We start from the raw sequence: 18,271 nt of genomic DNA, 5'->3' as shown, positions 1-18,271 counted from the left end.
GCTCCAGGCAGGTCCCACACTAGGCCCTTCTGCCTACGCCGTGCCGGAAAGGCCCGCCAGGAGAGACCGCGCGTCGGGGCTCGCGTCGAGCAGGGCGCCGAGGTCCTCACGCGTACCGCGGTGCGGGTCGAGCATCGGCACCCGCTGCAACGACTGCGCTCCCGGCACGTCGAAGATCACCGAGTCCCAGCTCGCGGCCGACACCTGCCCCCCGTAGCGCGCGACGACCTCGCCGCGGAAGTACGCACGCGTGTCCGTCGGCGCATGGTGGACGGCGCGGGCCACCTCACCCTCGTCGACGAGCCGGTCGACCGCGTCCGCGGCGACGAGCCGGTGGTACACACCCCGCTCGGGACGGACGTCCGACCACTGGAGATCCAGCGCGGCGAGGCGCGGGTGGTCCCACGCCAGCCCGTCACGGCGACGCATCCGGTCGAGCAGGCGCAGCTTGGCCACCCACTCCACGTCTCGGGTGCACTCGCCGAGGTCACGGCCGAGACGGTCGAGCACCGAGGTCCAGCGGTCGAGAACCTCGGCGGTGATCTCGTCCGGCCCGCCGAGAGCGTCCTGCGCCTCGCGGACGACCGCGAGGTAGCGCTTCTGGATCTCCAGGGCGGTCGCCGTCTCTCCCGACGCCAGCCGCAGCGGGGTGGAGAGGTCCAGGTCCCGGCTGACGAGCTGTGTGTCGGCCACGGGATCAGCCAGACGCAGCTCCCTGAGCCGCGCGGCGGTGTCCAGGCCGCGCTCCGCGAGCGCGCCCAGGTTCTCGAGGAGCCACAGGACGAGCGACGTCGTCCCGAGCTTGAGGTAGGTCGCGGTCTCGAAGAGGTTCGCGTCCCCGATGATCAGGTGGAGCCGCCGCCACCGCGAGCGCTCGGCGTGCGGCTCGTCCCGTGTGTTGACGATCGGCCGACGAAGCGTCGTCTCGAGCCCCACCTCGGCCTCGACGTAGTCGGCCCGCTGGGAGATCTGGAAGCCGGCGTGCTGACCGGTCTGACCGAGCCCGACACGTCCCGACCCGGCGAAGACCTGCCGCGTCACGAGGAACGGCGTCAGACCGTCGACGAGCGTGTCGAAGGGCAGGTCGCGGTCGACGAGGAAGTTCTCGTGCGTCCCGTAGCTCGCGCCCTTGCCGTCGACGTTGTTCTTGTACGGCACGACGTCGATCCCGACCTGGGCGAGCGAGCGCGACGCGGCGAGGACCACTCGCTCACCGGCGACGTCCCAGCGCACGGCGTCCAACGGGTTCGTCACCTCGGGCGACGAGTACTCGGGGTGTGCGTGGTCGACGTAGAGGCGCGCGCCGTTGGTCAGGATGGCGTTCGCGGCGCTCGGGTCGTCGTACGCCTCGACGCTCGGACGCTCGATCCGCTGGAACGCCTCCGTCTCGCCCGACGGTGCCGGTCTCGTCGGGTCGTCCGTCAGCAGCGACGGGTGCGCGGAGGCCCGGTCCAGCCGGAATCCCCGGGCGTCGGCGAGCGGGTCCTCGTCGTCGTAGTCCCAGCGTGCACGGGCCAGCTGGCCGGCAGGACTCTGCGCGAGCGCACGGTACGTGGTCACGATCTGGCTGGACATCAGCATCGGGTTGGCCAGGGGCCGCCCCGACTGCAGCACTCCGTACTCGGTCTCGATCCCCATCACTCTGCGCGCAGTCACAGGACCACTGTAGGGCTCGGTGCTAGAGGTACTGACCCGTGCTCGAGACCGTGTCGATCGTGCGCGGGACCGCGCCGTCGCCCTCCTTCTGCACGATCGTGCGGATGAAGACGATCCGTTCGCCCTTCTTCCCCGAGATCCGTGCCCAGTCGTCCGGGTTGGTCGTGTTGGGCAGGTCCTCGTTCTCCCGGAACTCGTCGACGCACGCCGAGAGCAGGTGGTCGACACGGATTCCCCGCTGGCCCGTCGACAGGAGGTCCTTGATCGCCGCCTTCTTGGCCCGGTCGACGATGTTCTGGATCATGGCGCCGGAGTTGAAGTCCTTGAAGTACAGGATCTCCTTGTCTCCGCTCGCGTAGGTGACCTCGAGGAACTTGTTCTCGTCCGCCTCGGAGTACATCCGCTCGACGACGGACCGGATCATCGCGTCCACCGCGGCAGCCCGGGAGCCGCCGTTCACCGCGAGGTCGTCCTCGTGGATGGGAAGGTCGTCCGTGAGGTACTTGCCGAAGATCTCGCGCGAGCCCTCGGCGTCCGGACGCTCCACCTTGATCTTGACGTCGAGGCGACCCGGTCGCAGGATCGCGGGGTCGATCATGTCCTCGCGGTTCGACGCACCGATCACGATGACGTTGTCGAGGCGCTCGACACCGTCGATCTCGCTGAGGAGCTGCGGGACGATCGTCGTCTCCACGTCGGACGACTTCCCGGTGCCGCGGGTGCGGAAGAGCGACTCCATCTCGTCGAAGAACACCACCACGGGCGTGCCCTGGGACGCCTTCTCGCGTGCACGGGCGAAGATCAGCCGGATGTGGCGCTCCGTCTCCCCGACGTACTTGTTCAGGAGCTCGGGGCCCTTGACGTTCAGGAAGAAGCTGCGCACGTTCTCGGCCCCGTCGACTCCTCGTGCCCGTGCGACCGTCTGCGCGAGCGAGTTGGCGACGGCCTTCGCGATCAGCGTCTTGCCGCACCCGGGAGGCCCGTAGAGCAGGATTCCCTTGGGCGGCCGGAGCCCGTGCTCGCGGAAGAGGTCCGGGTGCGTGAACGGCAGCTCGACGGCGTCGCGGATCTGCTCGATCTGCGGCCCCAGCCCACCGATCGCGGAGTAGTCGACGTCCGGCACCTCCTCGAGGATCAGCTCCTCGACCTCCGACTTCGGCACCACCTCGAAGACGAAGCCGCTGCGTGTGTCGATCGTCAGGCTGTCGCCCGTGCGCAGCGTGGTCGCGGCGAGGGAGCCGGCGAGACGCACGACGCGCTCGTCGTCGGTGCGTCCGACGACGACGGCCCGGCCGTCGCCCAGCATCTCCTTGACCGTCACGAGCTCGCCGGTGCTCTCGTACCCGCCGGCGGCGACGACCGTCATCGCCTCGTTGAGCTTGACCTCCTGGCCAGGCTGCAGCGTCGTGACGTCGAGCGCGGGACTCGAGCCGACGTGCATCTTGCGTCCGGAGGCCGAGATGTCGACGCTTCCGTCGTCGTGAGACCCGAGAAAGACGGCGTACGTCCCCGGCGGCTTCGCGAGCTCGTCGATCTGGGTGCGCAGGTCGACGATCTGGTCACGGGCCGCGCGCAGCGCCTCGGCGAGACGCTCGTTCTTGGCGGAGAGGATCGTGACCTGGCGTTCGAGGTCCGGTGCGGGGGTCGTGGGCATCGGGCTTCCCCTTTCGACGGAACAGGCGGGCGACGGCCCGTCTGGAATACGTCGACCCTATACACACCGCCGCCGTCCGCGTCGTGCACTCACCTGTCGGGCAGGGCTCAGACCTCGGGCGCCTGCCCCACGTCGCGACGGACCCGGCGCAGCTTCTTGTCCGAGACGGCACGCTCGCCGAGCTCCTCCGGCGACCAGGTCCCCTCGTCGCCGGTCGGGTAGGCACCCTTGGCGGGACGGCGGCGGCGCTCCGGCGCCTCCTCGCCGTCGGCCATGCGACGGGCCGAGAGAAGGAACCCTGTGTGCCCGATCATCCGGTGCTCCGGACGGACCGCGAGACCCTCCAGGTGCCAACCACGGTTCATCGACTCCCACGCGGAAGGCTCGGTGAAACGGCCGTCCGCACGCAGGTCCTCGGCCGTCCGGGAGAGCTGCGTCGCGGTGGCGACATAACAGATCAGCACGCCTCCGGGCACGAGCGCGGTCGCGGCCGCGTCGATGTTCTCCCACGGGGCGAGCATGTCGAGCACGATGCGGTCGACGGCCCCGGGCTCGGCGATCTGCGGGAGGACGTCCGCGAAGTCCCCGACGGACAGCTGCCAGGCTGGGTGCGGTCCGCCGAAGAAGTTCTCGACGTTGCCGCGGGCGATCGCCGCGAAGTCCTCACGACGCTCGATCGAGTGCAGGGAGCCGTCGTCGCCGACGGCCCGCAGGAGCGACATCGAGAGGGCGCCGGAGCCGACGCCTGCCTCGACGACACGCGCACCCGGGTAGATGTCGGCCATCTGCACGATCTGCCCCGCGTCCTTGGGGTAGATCACCGCGGCGCCGCGCGGCATCGAGAGCACGTAGTCGGACAGCAACGGGCGCAGCGCCACGTACTCGATCCCCGCGGTGTTCGCGACGACGGAGCCTTCCGGACGTCCGATCAGGTCGTCGTGGCGGAAGTAGCCCTTGTGCGTGTGGAACGTCCCCTCGGGCGCCAGCACGATCGTGTGCAGCCGTCCCTTCGGGTCGGTCAGCTGGACGCGGTCGCCGACGCGCAGAGGTCCGCGTCGCTCGGCCGCGCCGGTGGCTCGGGTGGTCGGTGCGTCTGCGCTGGTGGTCACGACGGACCATCCTACGGGGGGTCGGGTCAGGCCGACGTCCCGCGGACCGCCGCGAGCACCTCCCGGACGAGCACGACGCCGACGACGGTGCCGGTCTCGTCGACCACCGGCACGACGCTCGTGCCCGGCGCGGCGGCGACGACGCCGGCGACGAGGTCCGGTCCTGCACTGGTGGAACGGAGCAGCGCCTCGAGCGGCAGCCGGTGCGCGACGGCCCAGACGCTGGTCGTGGTCAGACGGTCGGCGGGGACCTGCGCCGCGTTGGCGGGGTCGACGACCCCGACCGGCCGACCGGTCCCGTCCAGGATCACGACGGCCCAGGCGCCGGCACCGCGACCCGCGGCCGCGGTGTCCGCGACCGTACCGTCGGCGGGGACCGTCGCCGCCGGGTGCATGAACGTGCTCACGTCGAGATGTGCCAGACGTGCCCGCGCCCGACCGCTGCGGATCGCCCCGGAGGCACCGGACCAGAGGAACATGCCGATGAACACGGCCCAGATGACCAGGAACGGCTCGACGGTCCCGCCCTGGGCGAGCGGGACCGCGATCACGGCGAGCACCGAGCCGACGGCGACCACGCGGCCGACGTACCCGGCCACGACCGTCCCCCGGTCCTGCGAGCCCGTCGCCGCCCAGACGGCGGCCGCCAGCATCTGTCCCCCGTCCAGCGGGAGCCCGGGGATGAGGTTGAACAGTCCGACGAAGGCGTTCGACACGGCCGCCGCATAGCACAGGAGCCAGACGAGCACGGTGCCGGTGCGCAGCTCGAACAGGAACCAGAACCCCCCGGCGAGCACCAGGTTGGTGAGCGGGCCGACGACCGCCACCCAGAAGGCGTCGCGCGGACGCCTCAACGACCCGGTGAACGCCGTGTGCCCGCCCCAGACCGTGATCGCGAGCTCGGTCACGTGCTGCCCGCGAGCGCGCGCGACGAGCGCGTGCGAGACCTCGTGGAGAAAGACGGAGCCGAACAGGAGCACGACAAACGCGAACGAGACCCCGTAGATCACACCGGTCTGGCCGGGTGCGTAGAACCGGACCGTCGGGGCGAAGACGATCGTCAGGACGACCGCGGCGATGGCCCAGCTCGGCGTGAGGACCACCGGCGCGTCGGCGATCCGGCCGAGGACGAGTCCTCGGCTGCGCGGGGGGTCGGTGCGGGGCGGCATGCTCGGCGATGTCACCGCACCAGCGTAGTCGCCGCGCCGACACGCCCCGTCGGGAGCGTCACCGGTCCGCCGTACGCTGGGCGGCATGACGGCGACGAGCAGCACGGCGGACGGCGACCCGGCCTACGTTCCCGGGCTCTCGCCGTCGCGCGCGAACGACTTCATGCAGTGCCCCCTGCTGTTCCGGTTCCGCGTGGTCGACCGGCTCCCCGAGCCGCCGAGCGAGGCGGCGGCGCGGGGCACTCTTGTGCACAGCGTCCTGGAAGAGCTCTACGACCTCCCGCTCGGTGGCCGGACGCCGGAGGCCGCGCAGGGGCTCCTCCCGGCAGCGTGGGAGTCGCTGCGGTCGACGAACCCGCAGTACGCCGAGCTCGTGACCGGCGCGGAGGAGCTCGACCGATGGCTCGCCGATGCCGGCCGCCTCGTCTCGACCTACTTCACGCTCGAAGACCCCAACCGGCTCGAGCCCGCGGGGCGCGAGCTGCGCGTGAGCAGCGACCTGCCCGACGGACCACGGCTGCGCGGTGTGATCGACCGGCTCGACGTGGCGCCCGACGGCGCGCTCCGGGTCGTCGACTACAAGTCCGGGAAGTCGCCCCGGCCTGCGTACCAGGGTTCGGCCCTGTTCCAGATGCGCTTCTACGGCCTCGTCCTCTGGCGTGAGCGTGGCGAGGTCCCGCGCATGCTTCAGCTCGTCTACCTCGGCGACGGACGGATCCTGCGCGCGGAGCCCACGCGCGCCGATCTGGAGGCGACCGAGGCGAAGGTCCGCGCCCTCTGGGAGGCGATCCGGACCGCGGGCCGGACGGGCGGGTGGACGCCGCGCCGGAGCGCTCTGTGCGGCTGGTGCGCCCACCAGGCGATCTGCCCGGAGTTCGGCGGAACCCCGCCACCCGTCCCCGAGGGGCGCGTCGAGGTCGCTCTCGGCGTTCGTCCCGACCGGGCCTAGTGTCCCGACGACGCCACGAGGTCGACGAGTTCGCCACCGACGACGCGCGACAGCATGGCGGTGTCGAGGTCCTCGAGCGACGCGAGCCGGTTCAGGCCCGCACGGGGCGGGACCGGGACGATCGCCGCGACGCCCACGGTCGCGGCGCCCGAGGCCAGGGCCGAGGCGATGCCCGGCGGCGAGTCCTCGACCGCCACGCAGTCACGCACGTCGACCCCGAGCAGCTCCGCGGCGCGCAGGTAGGGCTCCGGGTCGGGCTTTCCGTGCCGGACGTCGTCCCCGCAGACGGCCACCGTGAACGCACCCGAGGGCGCCGCGTCGAGCAGGCTCGTGGCGAGCACGCGGTAGGACATCGTGACCAGTGCGCACGGGATGCCCGCGCTCCGGGCGGTCTCCAGCAGCCGGTGCGCCCCTGGACGCCAGGGGACGTGCTCGCGGACCTGCTCGGCCACCCGGGACAGGAGGAACTCGACGATCTCGTCGACCTCGAGCCGGACGCCGGCCTGCTGCAGGGTCCGTGCCGAGAGGCCGAGGGGGTTGCCGACCAGGCCGAGCGCGTCCTCGTGGGTCCACACCCCGCCGTGCCGGGCGATGAGCTCCTGCTCCACCGCCATCCAGTACGGCTCGCTGTCGATCAGGGTGCCGTCCATGTCGAGCAGCAGGGCTGCGGGCAGCGGGCGGTCGGGCTCGGCGAGATCGGGCATGGCCCCATCGTAGGTTGCGTCGGCAAGCCATAGGGTGGACGGATGAACGATTCGACGACGAGCCCCGGCGACCGCGAGCAGCTCCGCACCGTCCTCGTCGCGGCCTTCGAGGGCTGGAACGACGCCGGCGGAGCCGCGAGCGCCGTCGTGAAGCACCTGCACGACGTGTGGGACGCGCAGCAGATCGCCGAGATCGACCCGGAGGACTACCACGACTTCCAGGTGACCCGACCGGAGGTGTCCACCACGGAGACGGGTGAGCGCGTCCTGAGCTGGCCCGCCACCCGGGTCTCGACGGCGCGGGTCCCCGAGTCCGGGCGCCAGGTCGTCCTGGTCCACGGCATCGAGCCGAGCATGCGCTGGCGGACCTTCTGCGGCGAGCTGCTCGACATCGCCGAGGCGCACGACGTCGACACGGTGGTCACGCTGGGTGCGCTCCTGGCCGACGTGCCGCACACGCGACCGATCCCACTGACCATCACGTCGGAGAGCGTCGGCCTCCGCGCGGTGCTCGACGTCGAGTCGAGCACCTACGACGGCCCGGTCGGGATCGTCGGGGTGCTGGAGCACACCGCGACGGCGCGCGGGTTGCAGGCCGCGTCCCTGTGGGCGGCTGTTCCGCACTACGTCGCGCACCCGCCGTCGCCGAAGGCCGCCCTGACGATCCTCACCCGCCTCGAGGAGCTGCTCGGGGAGCCGATCCCGCTCGGCGAGCTGCCGGTGGACGCGGAGGCGTGGCAGCACGGCGTGGACGAGCTGGCGGCGGAGGACGGCGAGATCGCCGAGTACGTCCGCGAGCTGGAGAAGGCGAAGGACACGGCGGACCTCCCCGAGGCGAGCGGCGAGGCGATCGCCCGCGAGTTCGAGCGGTTCCTGCGTCGTCGCGGCGACGGAGCGACGGGCCGCTAGCGGGGTCGACCGCCCGTCAGAGACGGATGCCGAGCAGCGCGTCGACCGCGCGGGCGAGAACGCCCGGTGCCCCGTCCGTGTCCTGCGTGGTGTCGCGCCCCTCGGTCAGCGCCACGTCCGCCCAGGCGTCGACCGCCCCGAGCGCGGTCGGCGCGTCCAGGTCGTCCGCCATCGCCGCACGGACCCGGCGGATCGTGCCCTCGGGGGACGGACCGCCGTTGCCCGACATCGCGGAGCGCCAGCGTTCCCACCGCGTGACCGCCTCGGCGAGGCCCTCGTCCGTCCACTCCCAGTCGGACCGGTAGTGGTGCGCGAGCACGGCGAGGCGGATCGCCATCGGGTCGACACCGTCCCGTCGAAGCCCCGACACGAGCACGAGGTTCCCGAGGGACTTGCTCATCTTCTCGCCCTGGTAGGCGACGAGTCCCGCGTGGACGTGCGTGCGCGCACCGGCAGACTCGGCGACTCGCGCGTGCGACGTCGACATCTCGTGGTGCGGGAAGAGCAGGTCGGCGCCGCCGCCCTGGACGTCGAACGGAACTCCGAGACCGTCCGAGGCGATCACGGCGCACTCCACGTGCCAGCCGGGCCGTCCGCTGCCGAGCACCCCGCCGGTCCAGGCCGGCTCGCCGACGCGCTCGCGGCGCCAGAGGAGCGGGTCGAGGGCGTTGCGCTTGCCCGGCCGTTCCGGGTCGCCGCCCCGCTCGGCGAACAGCGCCCGCATCGTGGCGTCGTCGAAGCCCGAGACCTCGCCGAAGTGACGGTCCGCCGCGAGATCGGCGTACACGTCCCCCAGCTCCGGGTGGTCTCCGCCGGCACCGTCCTCGAGCGGGACACGGTAGGCCGCGCCCTCCTCCAGGAGCTTCTCGACGATGGTCTGGACACGCGGCACGGTGTCGACGACGGACTCGTACACGTCGGGCGGGATGACGCCGAGGGCGGTCATGTCCTCCGAGAAGAGAGCGACCTGGTCGGCCGCGAGGTCCTGCCAGCGGACCCCCGTGGCCAGCGCGCGCTCGAGCAGGGGGTCGTCGACGTCCGTGACGTTCGACGCCAGGCGCACCGCGTGCCCCGCGTCCAGCCACGCGCGGACCAGGAGGTCGAAGGCGACATAGGTGGCCGCGTGGCCGATGTGCGTCGCGTCGTACGGGGTGATCCCGCAGACGTAGAGGGTCGCCAGATCCGACTCGGACGCGACGACCAGCTCACCGGTGGAGCTGTCGTGGACCCGGACGGTGTCGCCGGTGCCGGGGATCTGCGGGACATGAGGAGAGGGCCAGGTACGCACGCGCCCACTCTATCCGCCGCCCACCTGACGATGGTCCGGCCGACGGCGGAGACCTGGCCGCCGAGGTGCCCCTACGGCGACCCCAGCGGGACGAGGACGCCCGTCCCCAGAAGGATCACCACGACGATCGCCAGGCCGATACGGTAGTAGACGAACGGCATGTAGCTGAACGTGGAGATGATCTTCAGGAACACGATGATGACGAAGTACCCGACGACGAAGGCGACGAGGGTCGCGACGAGCGTCGCGGCGGCACCGGGTGCCCCGGCCTGGGCCGGCTCGGCGATCGACTTCACGAGCTGGAAGAGTCCCGACGCGAGCACGGCGGGTATCGCGAGCAGGAACGAGTAGCGAGCGGCAGCCTCGCGCGTGAATCCCATCAGGAGCCCGGCGGTGATCGTCCCGCCCGAGCGGGAGACACCGGGGATGAGCGCGAGGGCCTGGGCGAAGCCGTACGCGATCGCGCGTCCGACGGTGAGGTCCTCGAGCGGTCGGGTCTTGCGGCCGATGCGGTCCGCCCACCCGAGGAGGATGCCGAAGAACGCGAGGGTGAACGCCGTGATGTAGAGGTTGCGGAGCGACGTCTCGATCGCGTCCTGGAAGAGCAGACCGAGCACACCGATCGGGACGGACCCGATCGTGATGAACCAGGCCATCCGGGCGTGCGGGTCGTGCGCACCGAACCGCGACCGCAGGTCGGTCCCGTCCTTGCCCGAGACGGCGCGCCACCAGGCGCGGCAGATCGTCGCGATGTCGTGACGGAAGTACAGCAGCACGGCGGCCTCCGTGCCGATCTGGGTGATCGCGGTGAACGCGGCCCCGGGGTCGGACTCCCCGATCAGCTCACCGACGATGCGCAGGTGCGCACTCGACGAGATCGGGAGAAATTCGGTCAGGCCCTGGACGAGCCCCAGCAGTACTGCTTCCCAGGCGTTCACGAGCGGTCACCCTACCGTTCTTCGCGCGGTGGTCCACGCGCCGTGCACCAGGTGTCGATAGTCTGCAGCCCATGGAACTGAGGCAGCTGGGCAGCACGGGCCTGCACGTGTCCGCACTGGGGCTCGGCACCCTCACCTGGGGCCGTGACACGGACGAGCTGGACGCCGCCGAGCAGATCAAGAGCTTCGTCGAGGCCGGAGGGTCTCTGGTCGACACCGCGGCCCACTACGCGGACGGTGACAGCGAGTCCGTGCTCGGGCACGTCCTGGCGAACGACGTCGACCGGTCCGACGTCGTCGTCTGCACCAAGGCGGGACTACGGCGCACCCGTGCCGGGACCGTCGTGGACGCGTCCCGTGCGTCGCTCCTCGACTCGCTCGACGAGTCGCTGCGCCGGCTCGGCACCGACCACGTCGATCTGTTCCTCGTCCAGGCGCCCGACCCGCGAACTCCTGCCGCCGAGACGGTCTCCGCCCTGCGCCGGGCCGTCGACTCCGGCCGTGCCCGCTACGTCGGCCTGTCGAACCATCCCGGGTGGCGCACGGCGCAGGTCGGGACGCTGCTCGCGGCGTCCGGGGACGCCGAGCTCGCCGCCGTCGAGGTCGAGTACTCGCTCCTCGAGCGCGGGGTGGAACGCGAGGTCCTGGACTGCGCCGACGGCCTCGGCGCCGGAGTGCTCGCATGGTCGCCGCTGGGGCGCGGCGTGCTGACGGGCAAGTACCGCGACTCCCTTCCGGCCGACTCCCGAGGCGCGAGCCCGCACCTCGCCGGCTTCGTCGAGCCCTATCTCGACCGACGCTCGTCGAGCATCGTCCAGGCCGTCGCGACCGCTGCCGACGGTCTGGGCCGCGAACCGCTCGAGGTGGCCCTGGCCTGGCTGGGCACGCGCGGGGTCGCGAGCGCGATCGTCGGAGCACGGACTCCAGGTCAGCTCCGGGCGTCGCTCGCCGCCGCCGACCTGGTGCTGCCGCACGCCGTCGTCGGAGCTCTCGACGAGGTCAGCGCACCCTCGCTCGGCTACCCCGAGTACCGCTAGGTCGTCGCCGGCCGTGGCACGGTGCCACCGATGTCCACGACAGGCCGGACCGAACGCGTCTCGCGCCGCCGGTCAACCGCCTGACGTGTCAACGACCTGACGCGGAGTCGTCGTGCAGGTCGACGTCCTCGTAGTCGTCGTCGTCATCGTCGTCCGAGTCATCGTCTTCGTCGTCGTCCGAGTCGTCGTCCGAGTCGTCGTCGAGGACGAACGGCGTCGCCTCGCCGTACCGCTCCCCCAGCGACTCGTCGTAGACCTCGAAGGCGTCGGCGAGCACGTAGTACGCGTCGTCGACACGCGGGTCTTCGTCACCGATACGTGAACGCACGGCATCATGGTGCGCCTCAAACGCGGCGATGAGGCGGTCGAGCGCGGCACGCGGATCTACGGTCATACCCTGACCGTATCCCCGCCCGGTGCACAATGGCATCCAGAATCCGTCCGGCGCGGGCGGAGACGACGTGGAGAGGACTTGCGATGCGACCAACGGCATACCGATCGGCGTTCTCGACCCATGGCCACTACGAGTACCGGGTCCTGACGTTCTCACGCGACGTCCCGGGCGGAGACGCCCGCCAGGTCCTGACCGACGAGGCCGAGTACGGGCGTTGGGAGCTGGCGCGCACGCGCATCGCGATGGGTGGTGAGCGTCGCGTCACGCTGCGCCGGAAGGTGATCCGGGCACGCAGCACGCTATGACCGACGAGCGCGGCAGCACCTTTCGCAAGTCACGCGCCGGTGCACCCGCGGGCTTGTTCGAACGTGAGGCCGCGGGACTGGCGTGGATCGACGTGCCTGCCGGCCCTCGGGTCGTGGGGGTGCGGGACGTGGGCCCCGATCACCTCGACCTGGAGCGCATCGACCCGGCGACCCCCGACGCCCGCGCAGCCCGGTCGTTCGGGGTAAAGCTCGCACGGCTCCACGAGACCGCGGCCCCGGGCTTCGGCGCGCCCCCGGCCGGCACGACCGGGGACGGGTTCTTCGGTCCGACCGACGACCCCCTCCCCCTCGCCGCCGGCACGTGGTCGACCTGGCCCGAGTTCTACGCCGAGGCACGGCTACGACCTGTGGCCGACCAGGCGGTCGAGCGGGGCGCACTGACGGGCCCGGAGGCCGACCGGCTCCGGCGTGCCGCCGACGCCGTCGGCCGATGGGGTGGCGGTCCGTGCCGCGACGCGGACCCCGCGCGCGTGCACGGCGACCTCTGGTCCGGCAACCTGCTCTGGACCCCCGGCATCCACGGTACGGAGGCGGTCCTCGTCGATCCTGCCGCACACGGTGGCCACCGCGAGAGCGACCTCGCGATGCTCGCCCTGTTCGGCGCACCGCACCTCGACGAGATCTTCGCCGGGTACGGCTCCGTGTCCGCGATCCCGCCCGGCTGGGAGCGGCGCGCGACCCTGCACCAGCTCTACCCCGTGGCCGTGCACGCCGTGCTGTTCGGCGGTGGCTACCGCGCCAGGCTCGCGGGGATGCTCGACGCACTCGGCGGCTAGGTCCATGTCCGCCGAGACCGGGCGATCAGCAGGTGCGCAGAAGCCGGTCGAGCACCCTGCACCCGAACCTGAGCGCGTCGGTCGGCACTCGCTCGTCGATGCCGTGGAACATCCCCGAGAAGTCGAGCTCGGCCGGAAGCCTCAGCGGGGCGAACCCGTAGCCCGTGATTCCGAGGCGTGAGAGGGACTTGTTGTCCGTCCCGCCCGAGAGCGTGTATGGCAGCACCGTCGCGCCGGGGTCCTCGGAGGTGACGGCGTCGACCATCCGGTCCACGAGCGCCCCGGAGAAGGGCACCTCGAGCGAGATGTCCTGATGGATCGGCTCGAAGGAGATACCTGGCCCCGCAAGCTCGCGGATCGTCGCCATCCCCTCGTCCTCGAGGCCGGGCAGGAACCGTGCGTCGAGCGCTGCGGTCGCGCGCCCGGGAATCACGTTCGCCTTGTACCCGGCGTCGAGCTGCGTCGGGTTCGAGGTGTGCTGCACCGTCGCGCCGACGAACTTCTGCACCGGACCGAGAGCACCGACGAGCGCGTCGACGGAGCCACGGTCCTCGGCGTCGAACGGCAGCCCGGTGAGATCGGCCACTCCCCGCAGGAGTGCGTCGACCGTCGGGGTGAGCTGATAGGGCCACTGGTGGCGACCGATCCGCGTCAGCGCCTCGGCGAGGAGGGTCACGGCGTTGTCGTCGTTGATCTGCGAGCCGTGGCCTGCCGTCCCGTCGGCGACGAGCCGGAGCCACGCAAGTCCCTTCTCGGCGGTCTGCAGCAGATAGGTCCGACGCCCCGCGATCTCCACGGAGAAGCCACCGACCTCGCTGATCGCCTCGCTGGCGCCCTCGAAGAGCTCGGGCCGGTGATCCACCGCGTACCGCGCGCCGTAGACGCCGCCGGCCTCCTCGTCGGCGAAGAAGGCGACGACGACGTCGCGGGCCGGCTTGCGACCCTCGCGCACCATCTGACGGACGACCGCGAGGATCATCGCGTCCATGTCCTTCATGTCGACGGCTCCTCTGCCCCACAGCAGCCCGTCGGTCTCCTCGCCGCCGAACGGGTCGACCTGCCAGTCCTCGGCCTGGGCCGGGACGACGTCGAGATGACCGTGGAGCACGAGCGCGGGCCGTGAGCGGTCGAGCCCCGGCAGACGCACGACGACGTTGGCTCGACCCGGGGCAGACTCGAACAGCTCGGGCTCGAGCCCGACCTCGTGCAGGGACTCCATCACGTACTCGGCGCAGGCCCGCTCACCGGGGCCGCTGTTGTCGCCGAAGTTCGAGGAGTCGATCCGCAGCAGGTCGCGGCAGATCCTGACGACCTCGGACTCGGCGGACGGGACGGACTGCGGGCGGGGGGTGTTCATACGACGTCCTCCTGGAGTCGTGTCGATGCGTCGTCCGGCCAGGGCGCCACGGGTTCACGTCCGTCGCCCGGCAGCAGCGTGGCGATCCACGCGTCGCGCCGCTCACCACGCTGGACGGCGTGGCGTCGCACCGTCCCCTCGAACGTGAACCCGCACCGCCAGGCCACCCGCCGGGACTGCCAGTTCCCGACGTAGGCGGTCCACACGACACGGGCCGCGTCGAGGCCCTCGGCGTCAAAGGCCCAGTCGAGGACCAGGTCGCTCGCGGCACTCGCGAGCCCGTGCCCCCGCGCACCGGGATCGAGCCAGAAGCCGATCTCGGCGTCGACGGCAGACGGCGCCGTTCTGTCGACCGTCAGCCCGATCATGCCGACCAGGTCGCTCGACGACCCCGCGCCGTGGGGACGGATCGCCCACGTGTACGCGGTGTCCTGCGCCCACCCGGGCGTGACGAGCTCGTCGACGAACCAGGCGGCGTCGGACGGGTGGTAGGGCGACGGGACGACCGTCCACCGCTGGATGTCGGCGTCCTGGCAGATCTCCGTGATGCGGTTCACGTCCTTGGCGGTCGGCACCGTCAGACGGACGCGGTCGCTGATGAGGGGGAACGGCTCCATACGGCGAATCCTTGCACGCCTGCACGAGGGAATCGAGGGAGATCCGGCGATGTCCTGCGACCTACCTCGCCAGCGCGCCGTCGACCGACGAGGCGAGCAGATCGTGGGCGTCCGCGACCTCCGTGCTCGTCAGCGCCCCGCGGTGCGTGGCGAGCCCGGTCCGCAGACTCGGGTCCCCGAGCGCTCCCAGGCCGTGGTCGGCGATGCGGGAGAGGTACGGCAGGGTCGCGCTGGTGAGCGCCCGGGTGCTCGTCACCGGCACGATTCCCGGCATGTTCGCGACGCAGTAGAACGTCGACCCGGCGACGTCGAAGACCGGGTCGTCGTGCGTCGTCGGACGCGTGTCCTCGAAGCAGCCGCCCTGGTCGACGGCGACGTCGACCAGGACGGAACCTTGCTGCATCGACTCGACCACCTCGTGCGAGACCAGGCGTGGAGCGCGCGCCCCCGCGACGAGGACGGCCCCGACGACGAGATCGGCGTCGAGCAGCTCGGTCTCGACCGCGTGCGTCGTCGACGCGAGGGTGCGGACGCGACTGCCGAACTGCCGGTCGACGTCGCGCAGCACCGGGAGCGAGATGTCGAGCACCGTGACGTCGGCGCGCAGCCCGACGGCGATCGCGGCAGCGTGCCGCCCCACCGACCCGCCACCGAGGACCACGACCTTGCCCGGGCTGGTGCCGGGCACCCCGCCGAGCAGGACGCCGCGGCCGCCGTCCGACCTCAGGAGGTAGTGCGCGCCGACCTGGGTGGCCAACCGTCCGGCCACCTCGCTCATGGGTGCGAGGAGCGGCAACGACCCGTCCCTGGCCCGGACGGTCTCGTACGCGATCGCGGTGGTGCCGGCGTCCAGCAGGGCTCTCGTACAGCTCTCGTCCGCCGCGAGGTGCAGGTACGTGAACAAGATCTGCCCGTCACGCAGCCGGCCGTACTCCTCGGGCACCGGCTCCTTGACCTTGCACACGACGTCGGCGGCCCAGGCGTCGTCCGCCGCGTCCACGATCCGTGCACCGACGCCCGCGTACTCCTCGTCCGTGATGTGCGACCCGGCACCGGCGCCGCTCTGCACCAGGACGTCGTGCCCGCTGGTGACGAGATGGTGAGCCCCTGCCGGGGTCAGTGCGACGCGGTACTCGTGGTTCTTGATCTCCGTGGGTATCCCGATCCTCATGCGACCAGTCTCCGCCTTCCGCACCCGTGCGCCACCAGAGGAGGCCCTCAGACCGATTTCACGTTTGCCCCCGTTCCCGTGCTATCTTTCTACCCGCACCGCAACGGCCCGCAAGGGGCGGAACGGTCCACCTGTCCGGGTGGCGGAATGGTAGACGCGCTAGCTTGAGGTGCTAGTGCCCGTATTAGGGCGTGGGGGTTCAAGTCCCCCTCCGGACACTCGTTGAGACAGCGACCACGAAGGCCCAGCGCACAGCGCTGGGCCTTCGTGCGTCTCCCGGTCGAGCCCGGGGCGGCATCGCATCAGTGCTGACGAAGAGCTCGCTCATACTGCCGCGCCGGCACCTCCCTCCCTGCCTCTGGCGAGCCGTTCCTGGTGTGCGTGAGAGCGAGACTGCTCCGCTTGGCACACTATTTAACGGCCCGTCTCCGCGATAGTGTGTGTTTCGATCAAACGTGCGAAACCGGGCGAACCGCTAGGAGTGCAGAACCATGATGGGTGGCCACCACGCCGCGAGCGGAGCGGCCGCCTGGGTGGCCGTGACCTCGACGGCCCCGTTCGCGCTCGGCCTCCACCCGGTCTCGGAGGTCGGTGTCCTGACCGGTGCCGTCGTCTGTGCCGGCGCGGCGCTGCTCCCCGACGCCGACCACCGTTCCGGCACGATCGCACACTCGCTCCCCCCGATCTCCGAGGGCGTGACCAGGGCCGTCGCCGCCATCTCCGGGGGCCACCGCAACGGGACGCACTCGATCCTCGGGGTCGCCGTGTTCACCGCTCTCGCCTGGGCGGCCGGTCTCGTCACGGTCGAGACCGAGGCGTTCGGGACGATCGGCGTCGGCGCCGCGGTCGTGACGGTGCTGCTCGTCGCGTTCGCCCTGCGTGCGCTCAAGCTCACCCGAGACCGGAAGTTCGGACCCTGGGCGGCGTCGCTGACGATCGCCGCCGTCATCACGCTGCTCGCCCCCGAGGAGTGGAACTGGCTTCCGGTCGCCGTCGCCCTGGGGACGTCGGTGCACATCCTCGGCGACGTCCTGACGACCGGTGGCTGCCCGCTGCTGTGGCCGATCGAGATCAAGTCGCCCCGCTGGGTGCGCAACGCCGTCGTGATCGACAACGTCTGGCGCCCCGGCGGGCACTTCGCGGTCCCCTTGCTCGGCGACGCCGGGTCCTGGCGCGAGTGGCTCGTCATGATCCCCGTCAGCATCTACGCCACGGTCGGGGTGCTCTGGGCTCTCCTGACGCAGATGGGCTTCGACACCCAGGGCCTGATCGACGCCACGGCCGGTGCGCTCGGCTGACGCCCTGCACCGCCCGTCGCCCGCTCTGGCACCGCCCGCCGTAAATTCCGTTGTCCCACCGGGTGCTCCGGGGCGATGCTGGCCGGGATGACGACGAACCAGGTTCCGTGGGACTCGACCGTTGGCGCTCTGGACGCCGCGCTCGGGCCGGACAGACGATGGTCCACCTGGGGTGCGGTGGAGCGGGGCGCACGCGGACCGGAGCCGAGGCCCGACTGGGTCGTGACCGCCGATGCCGCGGTCGACACCGAGCTCGGCGTCCTGAAGACGGGCAAGGAGGCCGACGTCTTCCTCGTCGAACGGGGCGTTCCTGACGGCGCCTCCTCGCTCCTGGCCGCGAAGCGGTACAGGTCCCCGGACCATCGCCAGTTCCACCGCAGCAGCGCGTACACCGAGGGACGACGCGTCCGACGGTCCCGCGACCAGCGAGCCCTCGACCGCGGTACGGCACACGGCCGGAGCGTCGCCGCGGGCCAGTGGGCTCGCGCGGAGTTCGAGATGCTGAGCTCGCTGTGGGCGCAGGGCGCGTCGGTGCCGTACCCGGTGCAGGTCGACGGCACCGAGGTGCTCATGGAGTTCGTCGGGTCGCGGGACGGCGTCGCGGCACCTCGGCTCGCGCAGACGCGGCCCGACGGCGCGACCCTCTCCCGCTGGTACGAGCAGGTGCGCGCCGTGATGGTCGTGCTCGCGGCCGACGGGTTCGCGCACGGGGACCTGTCCCCGTACAACGTCCTCGCCGACGGCGACCGGGTCGTCGTCATCGACGTCCCGCAGGCCGTGGACCTCGCCGCCAACCCGAACGCCCAGGACATCCTCTATCGTGACTGTCGCACGATGGGCGACTGGTTCCGATCCCGTGGCCTCGACGTCGACGACGGCGAGCTGTTCGCCGATCTCCTCTCCCGCGCCTGGTAGCCCG

18 protein-coding genes and 1 tRNA gene are annotated in these 18,271 nt (G+C 71.5%); 8 read left to right on the top strand and 11 right to left on the bottom strand.

Going from position 1 to position 18,271, the window contains the following annotated elements; translation table 11 throughout:
- Nucleotides 1-33: 33 nt before the first annotated feature.
- From dop to Q343_RS0109275, 4 genes are all read right to left on the bottom strand, one after another.
- Nucleotides 34-1,638 carry a depupylase/deamidase Dop gene (gene dop, locus Q343_RS0109290; RefSeq protein ID WP_043109939.1) on the bottom strand — a complete coding sequence of 535 codons (1,605 nt, stop codon included), beginning with the start codon at nucleotides 1,636-1,638 and terminating at the stop codon, nucleotides 34-36.
- Between the two features lie 40 nt (nucleotides 1,639-1,678).
- Complete coding sequence (arc, locus tag Q343_RS0109285; protein ID WP_029253311.1) at nucleotides 1,679-3,310, bottom strand: proteasome ATPase; 1,632 nt, start codon at nucleotides 3,308-3,310, stop codon at nucleotides 1,679-1,681.
- A 107-nt stretch (nucleotides 3,311-3,417) separates the two neighbouring features.
- Nucleotides 3,418-4,419: a tRNA (adenine-N1)-methyltransferase gene (locus Q343_RS0109280; protein WP_029253310.1), complete on the bottom strand. Its 1,002-nt coding sequence runs from the start codon at nucleotides 4,417-4,419 to the stop codon at nucleotides 3,418-3,420.
- Nucleotides 4,420-4,445: 26 nt separating this feature from the next.
- A complete protein-coding gene (locus Q343_RS0109275; protein ID WP_155990702.1) occupies nucleotides 4,446-5,603 on the bottom strand; it encodes a site-2 protease family protein in 1,158 nt (385 codons plus the stop codon).
- A gap of 70 nt (nucleotides 5,604-5,673) precedes the next feature.
- Between Q343_RS0109275 and Q343_RS0109270 the strand changes: the two genes are divergently transcribed.
- Entirely contained in the window at nucleotides 5,674-6,537 is an 864-nt protein-coding gene (locus tag Q343_RS0109270) for a RecB family exonuclease (RefSeq protein ID WP_029253308.1), read from the top strand.
- Here the strand turns inward: Q343_RS0109270 and Q343_RS0109265 are convergent.
- Entirely contained in the window at nucleotides 6,534-7,241 is a 708-nt protein-coding gene (locus tag Q343_RS0109265; RefSeq protein WP_043109938.1) for an HAD family hydrolase, read from the bottom strand. The genes Q343_RS0109270 and Q343_RS0109265 overlap by 4 nt on opposite strands.
- 42 nt (nucleotides 7,242-7,283) lie before the next feature.
- Between Q343_RS0109265 and Q343_RS0109260 the strand changes: the two genes are divergently transcribed.
- Nucleotides 7,284-8,150, top strand: coding sequence for a PAC2 family protein (locus tag Q343_RS0109260; RefSeq protein ID WP_029253306.1), 867 nt, complete (start codon nucleotides 7,284-7,286; stop codon nucleotides 8,148-8,150).
- Between the two features lie 16 nt (nucleotides 8,151-8,166).
- Here Q343_RS0109260 and mshC read toward each other — a convergent pair whose 3' ends face one another.
- On the bottom strand, nucleotides 8,167-9,438 hold the full coding sequence (mshC, locus tag Q343_RS0109255) for a cysteine--1-D-myo-inosityl 2-amino-2-deoxy-alpha-D-glucopyranoside ligase (protein ID WP_029253305.1): 1,272 nt from the start codon (nucleotides 9,436-9,438) through the stop codon (nucleotides 8,167-8,169).
- A 71-nt stretch (nucleotides 9,439-9,509) separates the two neighbouring features.
- A complete protein-coding gene (locus Q343_RS0109250) occupies nucleotides 9,510-10,376 on the bottom strand; it encodes an undecaprenyl-diphosphate phosphatase (protein WP_029253304.1) in 867 nt (288 codons plus the stop codon).
- Between the two features lie 71 nt (nucleotides 10,377-10,447).
- On the opposite strand from Q343_RS0109250, the gene Q343_RS0109245 reads away from it, so the two are divergent.
- Entirely contained in the window at nucleotides 10,448-11,413 is a 966-nt protein-coding gene (locus Q343_RS0109245) for an aldo/keto reductase (protein WP_029253303.1), read from the top strand.
- 88 nt (nucleotides 11,414-11,501) lie between these two features.
- Here Q343_RS0109245 and Q343_RS0109240 read toward each other — a convergent pair whose 3' ends face one another.
- On the bottom strand, nucleotides 11,502-11,807 hold the full coding sequence (locus Q343_RS0109240; protein ID WP_029253302.1) for a hypothetical protein: 306 nt from the start codon (nucleotides 11,805-11,807) through the stop codon (nucleotides 11,502-11,504).
- Between the two features lie 83 nt (nucleotides 11,808-11,890).
- Between Q343_RS0109240 and Q343_RS0109235 the strand changes: the two genes are divergently transcribed.
- The gene (locus Q343_RS0109235) at nucleotides 11,891-12,112 is read left to right on the top strand and encodes a DUF5703 family protein (protein ID WP_029253301.1); all 222 of its coding nucleotides are present in this window, start codon (nucleotides 11,891-11,893) and stop codon (nucleotides 12,110-12,112) included.
- Nucleotides 12,109-12,909: a fructosamine kinase family protein gene (locus Q343_RS0109230; protein WP_029253300.1), complete on the top strand. Its 801-nt coding sequence runs from the start codon at nucleotides 12,109-12,111 to the stop codon at nucleotides 12,907-12,909. The genes Q343_RS0109235 and Q343_RS0109230 overlap by 4 nt, the downstream gene beginning before the upstream one ends.
- Before the next feature lie 25 nt (nucleotides 12,910-12,934).
- On the opposite strand, the gene Q343_RS0109225 is transcribed toward Q343_RS0109230, so the two are convergent.
- The 3 genes from Q343_RS0109225 to ald form a co-directional block, all read right to left on the bottom strand.
- A complete protein-coding gene (locus Q343_RS0109225; RefSeq protein ID WP_029253299.1) occupies nucleotides 12,935-14,266 on the bottom strand; it encodes a M20/M25/M40 family metallo-hydrolase in 1,332 nt (443 codons plus the stop codon).
- Nucleotides 14,263-14,883 (bottom strand): GNAT family N-acetyltransferase, encoded by a 621-nt coding sequence (locus tag Q343_RS0109220; RefSeq protein ID WP_029253298.1) that lies wholly within the window; start codon nucleotides 14,881-14,883, stop codon nucleotides 14,263-14,265. Before Q343_RS0109220 ends, Q343_RS0109225 begins: the two co-directional genes overlap by 4 nt.
- A gap of 61 nt (nucleotides 14,884-14,944) precedes the next feature.
- On the bottom strand, nucleotides 14,945-16,054 hold the full coding sequence (gene ald / locus Q343_RS0109215; protein WP_029253297.1) for an alanine dehydrogenase: 1,110 nt from the start codon (nucleotides 16,052-16,054) through the stop codon (nucleotides 14,945-14,947).
- A 133-nt stretch (nucleotides 16,055-16,187) separates the two neighbouring features.
- On the opposite strand from ald, the gene Q343_RS0109210 reads away from it, so the two are divergent.
- From Q343_RS0109210 to Q343_RS0109200, 3 genes are all read left to right on the top strand, one after another.
- Nucleotides 16,188-16,272, top strand: a tRNA-Leu gene (locus Q343_RS0109210).
- Nucleotides 16,273-16,545: 273 nt separating this feature from the next.
- The gene (locus Q343_RS0109205; protein ID WP_029253296.1) at nucleotides 16,546-17,352 is read left to right on the top strand and encodes a metal-dependent hydrolase; all 807 of its coding nucleotides are present in this window, start codon (nucleotides 16,546-16,548) and stop codon (nucleotides 17,350-17,352) included.
- A gap of 87 nt (nucleotides 17,353-17,439) precedes the next feature.
- Nucleotides 17,440-18,267 carry a serine protein kinase RIO gene (locus tag Q343_RS0109200; protein WP_029253295.1) on the top strand — a complete coding sequence of 276 codons (828 nt, stop codon included), beginning with the start codon at nucleotides 17,440-17,442 and terminating at the stop codon, nucleotides 18,265-18,267.
- Nucleotides 18,268-18,271 lie beyond the last annotated feature (4 nt).

This window comes from Paraoerskovia marina DSM 21750 (assembly GCF_000701465.1).
GTDB classification, from domain to species: Bacteria; Actinomycetota; Actinomycetes; order Actinomycetales; family Cellulomonadaceae; genus Paraoerskovia; species Paraoerskovia marina.
Note: the sequence above shows the minus strand (reverse complement) of the source record. Positions and strands in the feature narration are given on the sequence as shown.

Excerpts from the sequence above, each read along its gene's own strand:
- ald (WP_029253297.1), bottom strand. The coding sequence starts at position 16,054 with ATGAGGATCGGGATACCCACGGAGATCAAGAACCACGAGTACCGCGTC.
- Q343_RS0109270 (WP_029253308.1), top strand. The coding sequence starts at position 5,674 with ATGACGGCGACGAGCAGCACGGCGGACGGCGACCCGGCCTACGTTCCC.
- arc (WP_029253311.1), bottom strand. The coding sequence starts at position 3,310 with ATGCCCACGACCCCCGCACCGGACCTCGAACGCCAGGTCACGATCCTC.
- Q343_RS0109225 (WP_029253299.1), bottom strand. The coding sequence starts at position 14,266 with ATGAACACCCCCCGCCCGCAGTCCGTCCCGTCCGCCGAGTCCGAGGTC.
- Q343_RS0109220 (WP_029253298.1), bottom strand. The coding sequence starts at position 14,883 with ATGGAGCCGTTCCCCCTCATCAGCGACCGCGTCCGTCTGACGGTGCCG.
- Q343_RS0109235 (WP_029253301.1), top strand. The coding sequence starts at position 11,891 with ATGCGACCAACGGCATACCGATCGGCGTTCTCGACCCATGGCCACTAC.
- Q343_RS0109260 (WP_029253306.1), top strand. The coding sequence starts at position 7,284 with ATGAACGATTCGACGACGAGCCCCGGCGACCGCGAGCAGCTCCGCACC.
- Q343_RS0109245 (WP_029253303.1), top strand. The coding sequence starts at position 10,448 with ATGGAACTGAGGCAGCTGGGCAGCACGGGCCTGCACGTGTCCGCACTG.
- Q343_RS0109200 (WP_029253295.1), top strand. The coding sequence starts at position 17,440 with ATGACGACGAACCAGGTTCCGTGGGACTCGACCGTTGGCGCTCTGGAC.
- dop (WP_043109939.1), bottom strand. The coding sequence starts at position 1,638 with ATGGGGATCGAGACCGAGTACGGAGTGCTGCAGTCGGGGCGGCCCCTG.
- Q343_RS0109265 (WP_043109938.1), bottom strand. The coding sequence starts at position 7,241 with ATGCCCGATCTCGCCGAGCCCGACCGCCCGCTGCCCGCAGCCCTGCTG.
- Q343_RS0109240 (WP_029253302.1), bottom strand. The coding sequence starts at position 11,807 with ATGACCGTAGATCCGCGTGCCGCGCTCGACCGCCTCATCGCCGCGTTT.
- Q343_RS0109230 (WP_029253300.1), top strand. The coding sequence starts at position 12,109 with ATGACCGACGAGCGCGGCAGCACCTTTCGCAAGTCACGCGCCGGTGCA.
- Q343_RS0109205 (WP_029253296.1), top strand. The coding sequence starts at position 16,546 with ATGATGGGTGGCCACCACGCCGCGAGCGGAGCGGCCGCCTGGGTGGCC.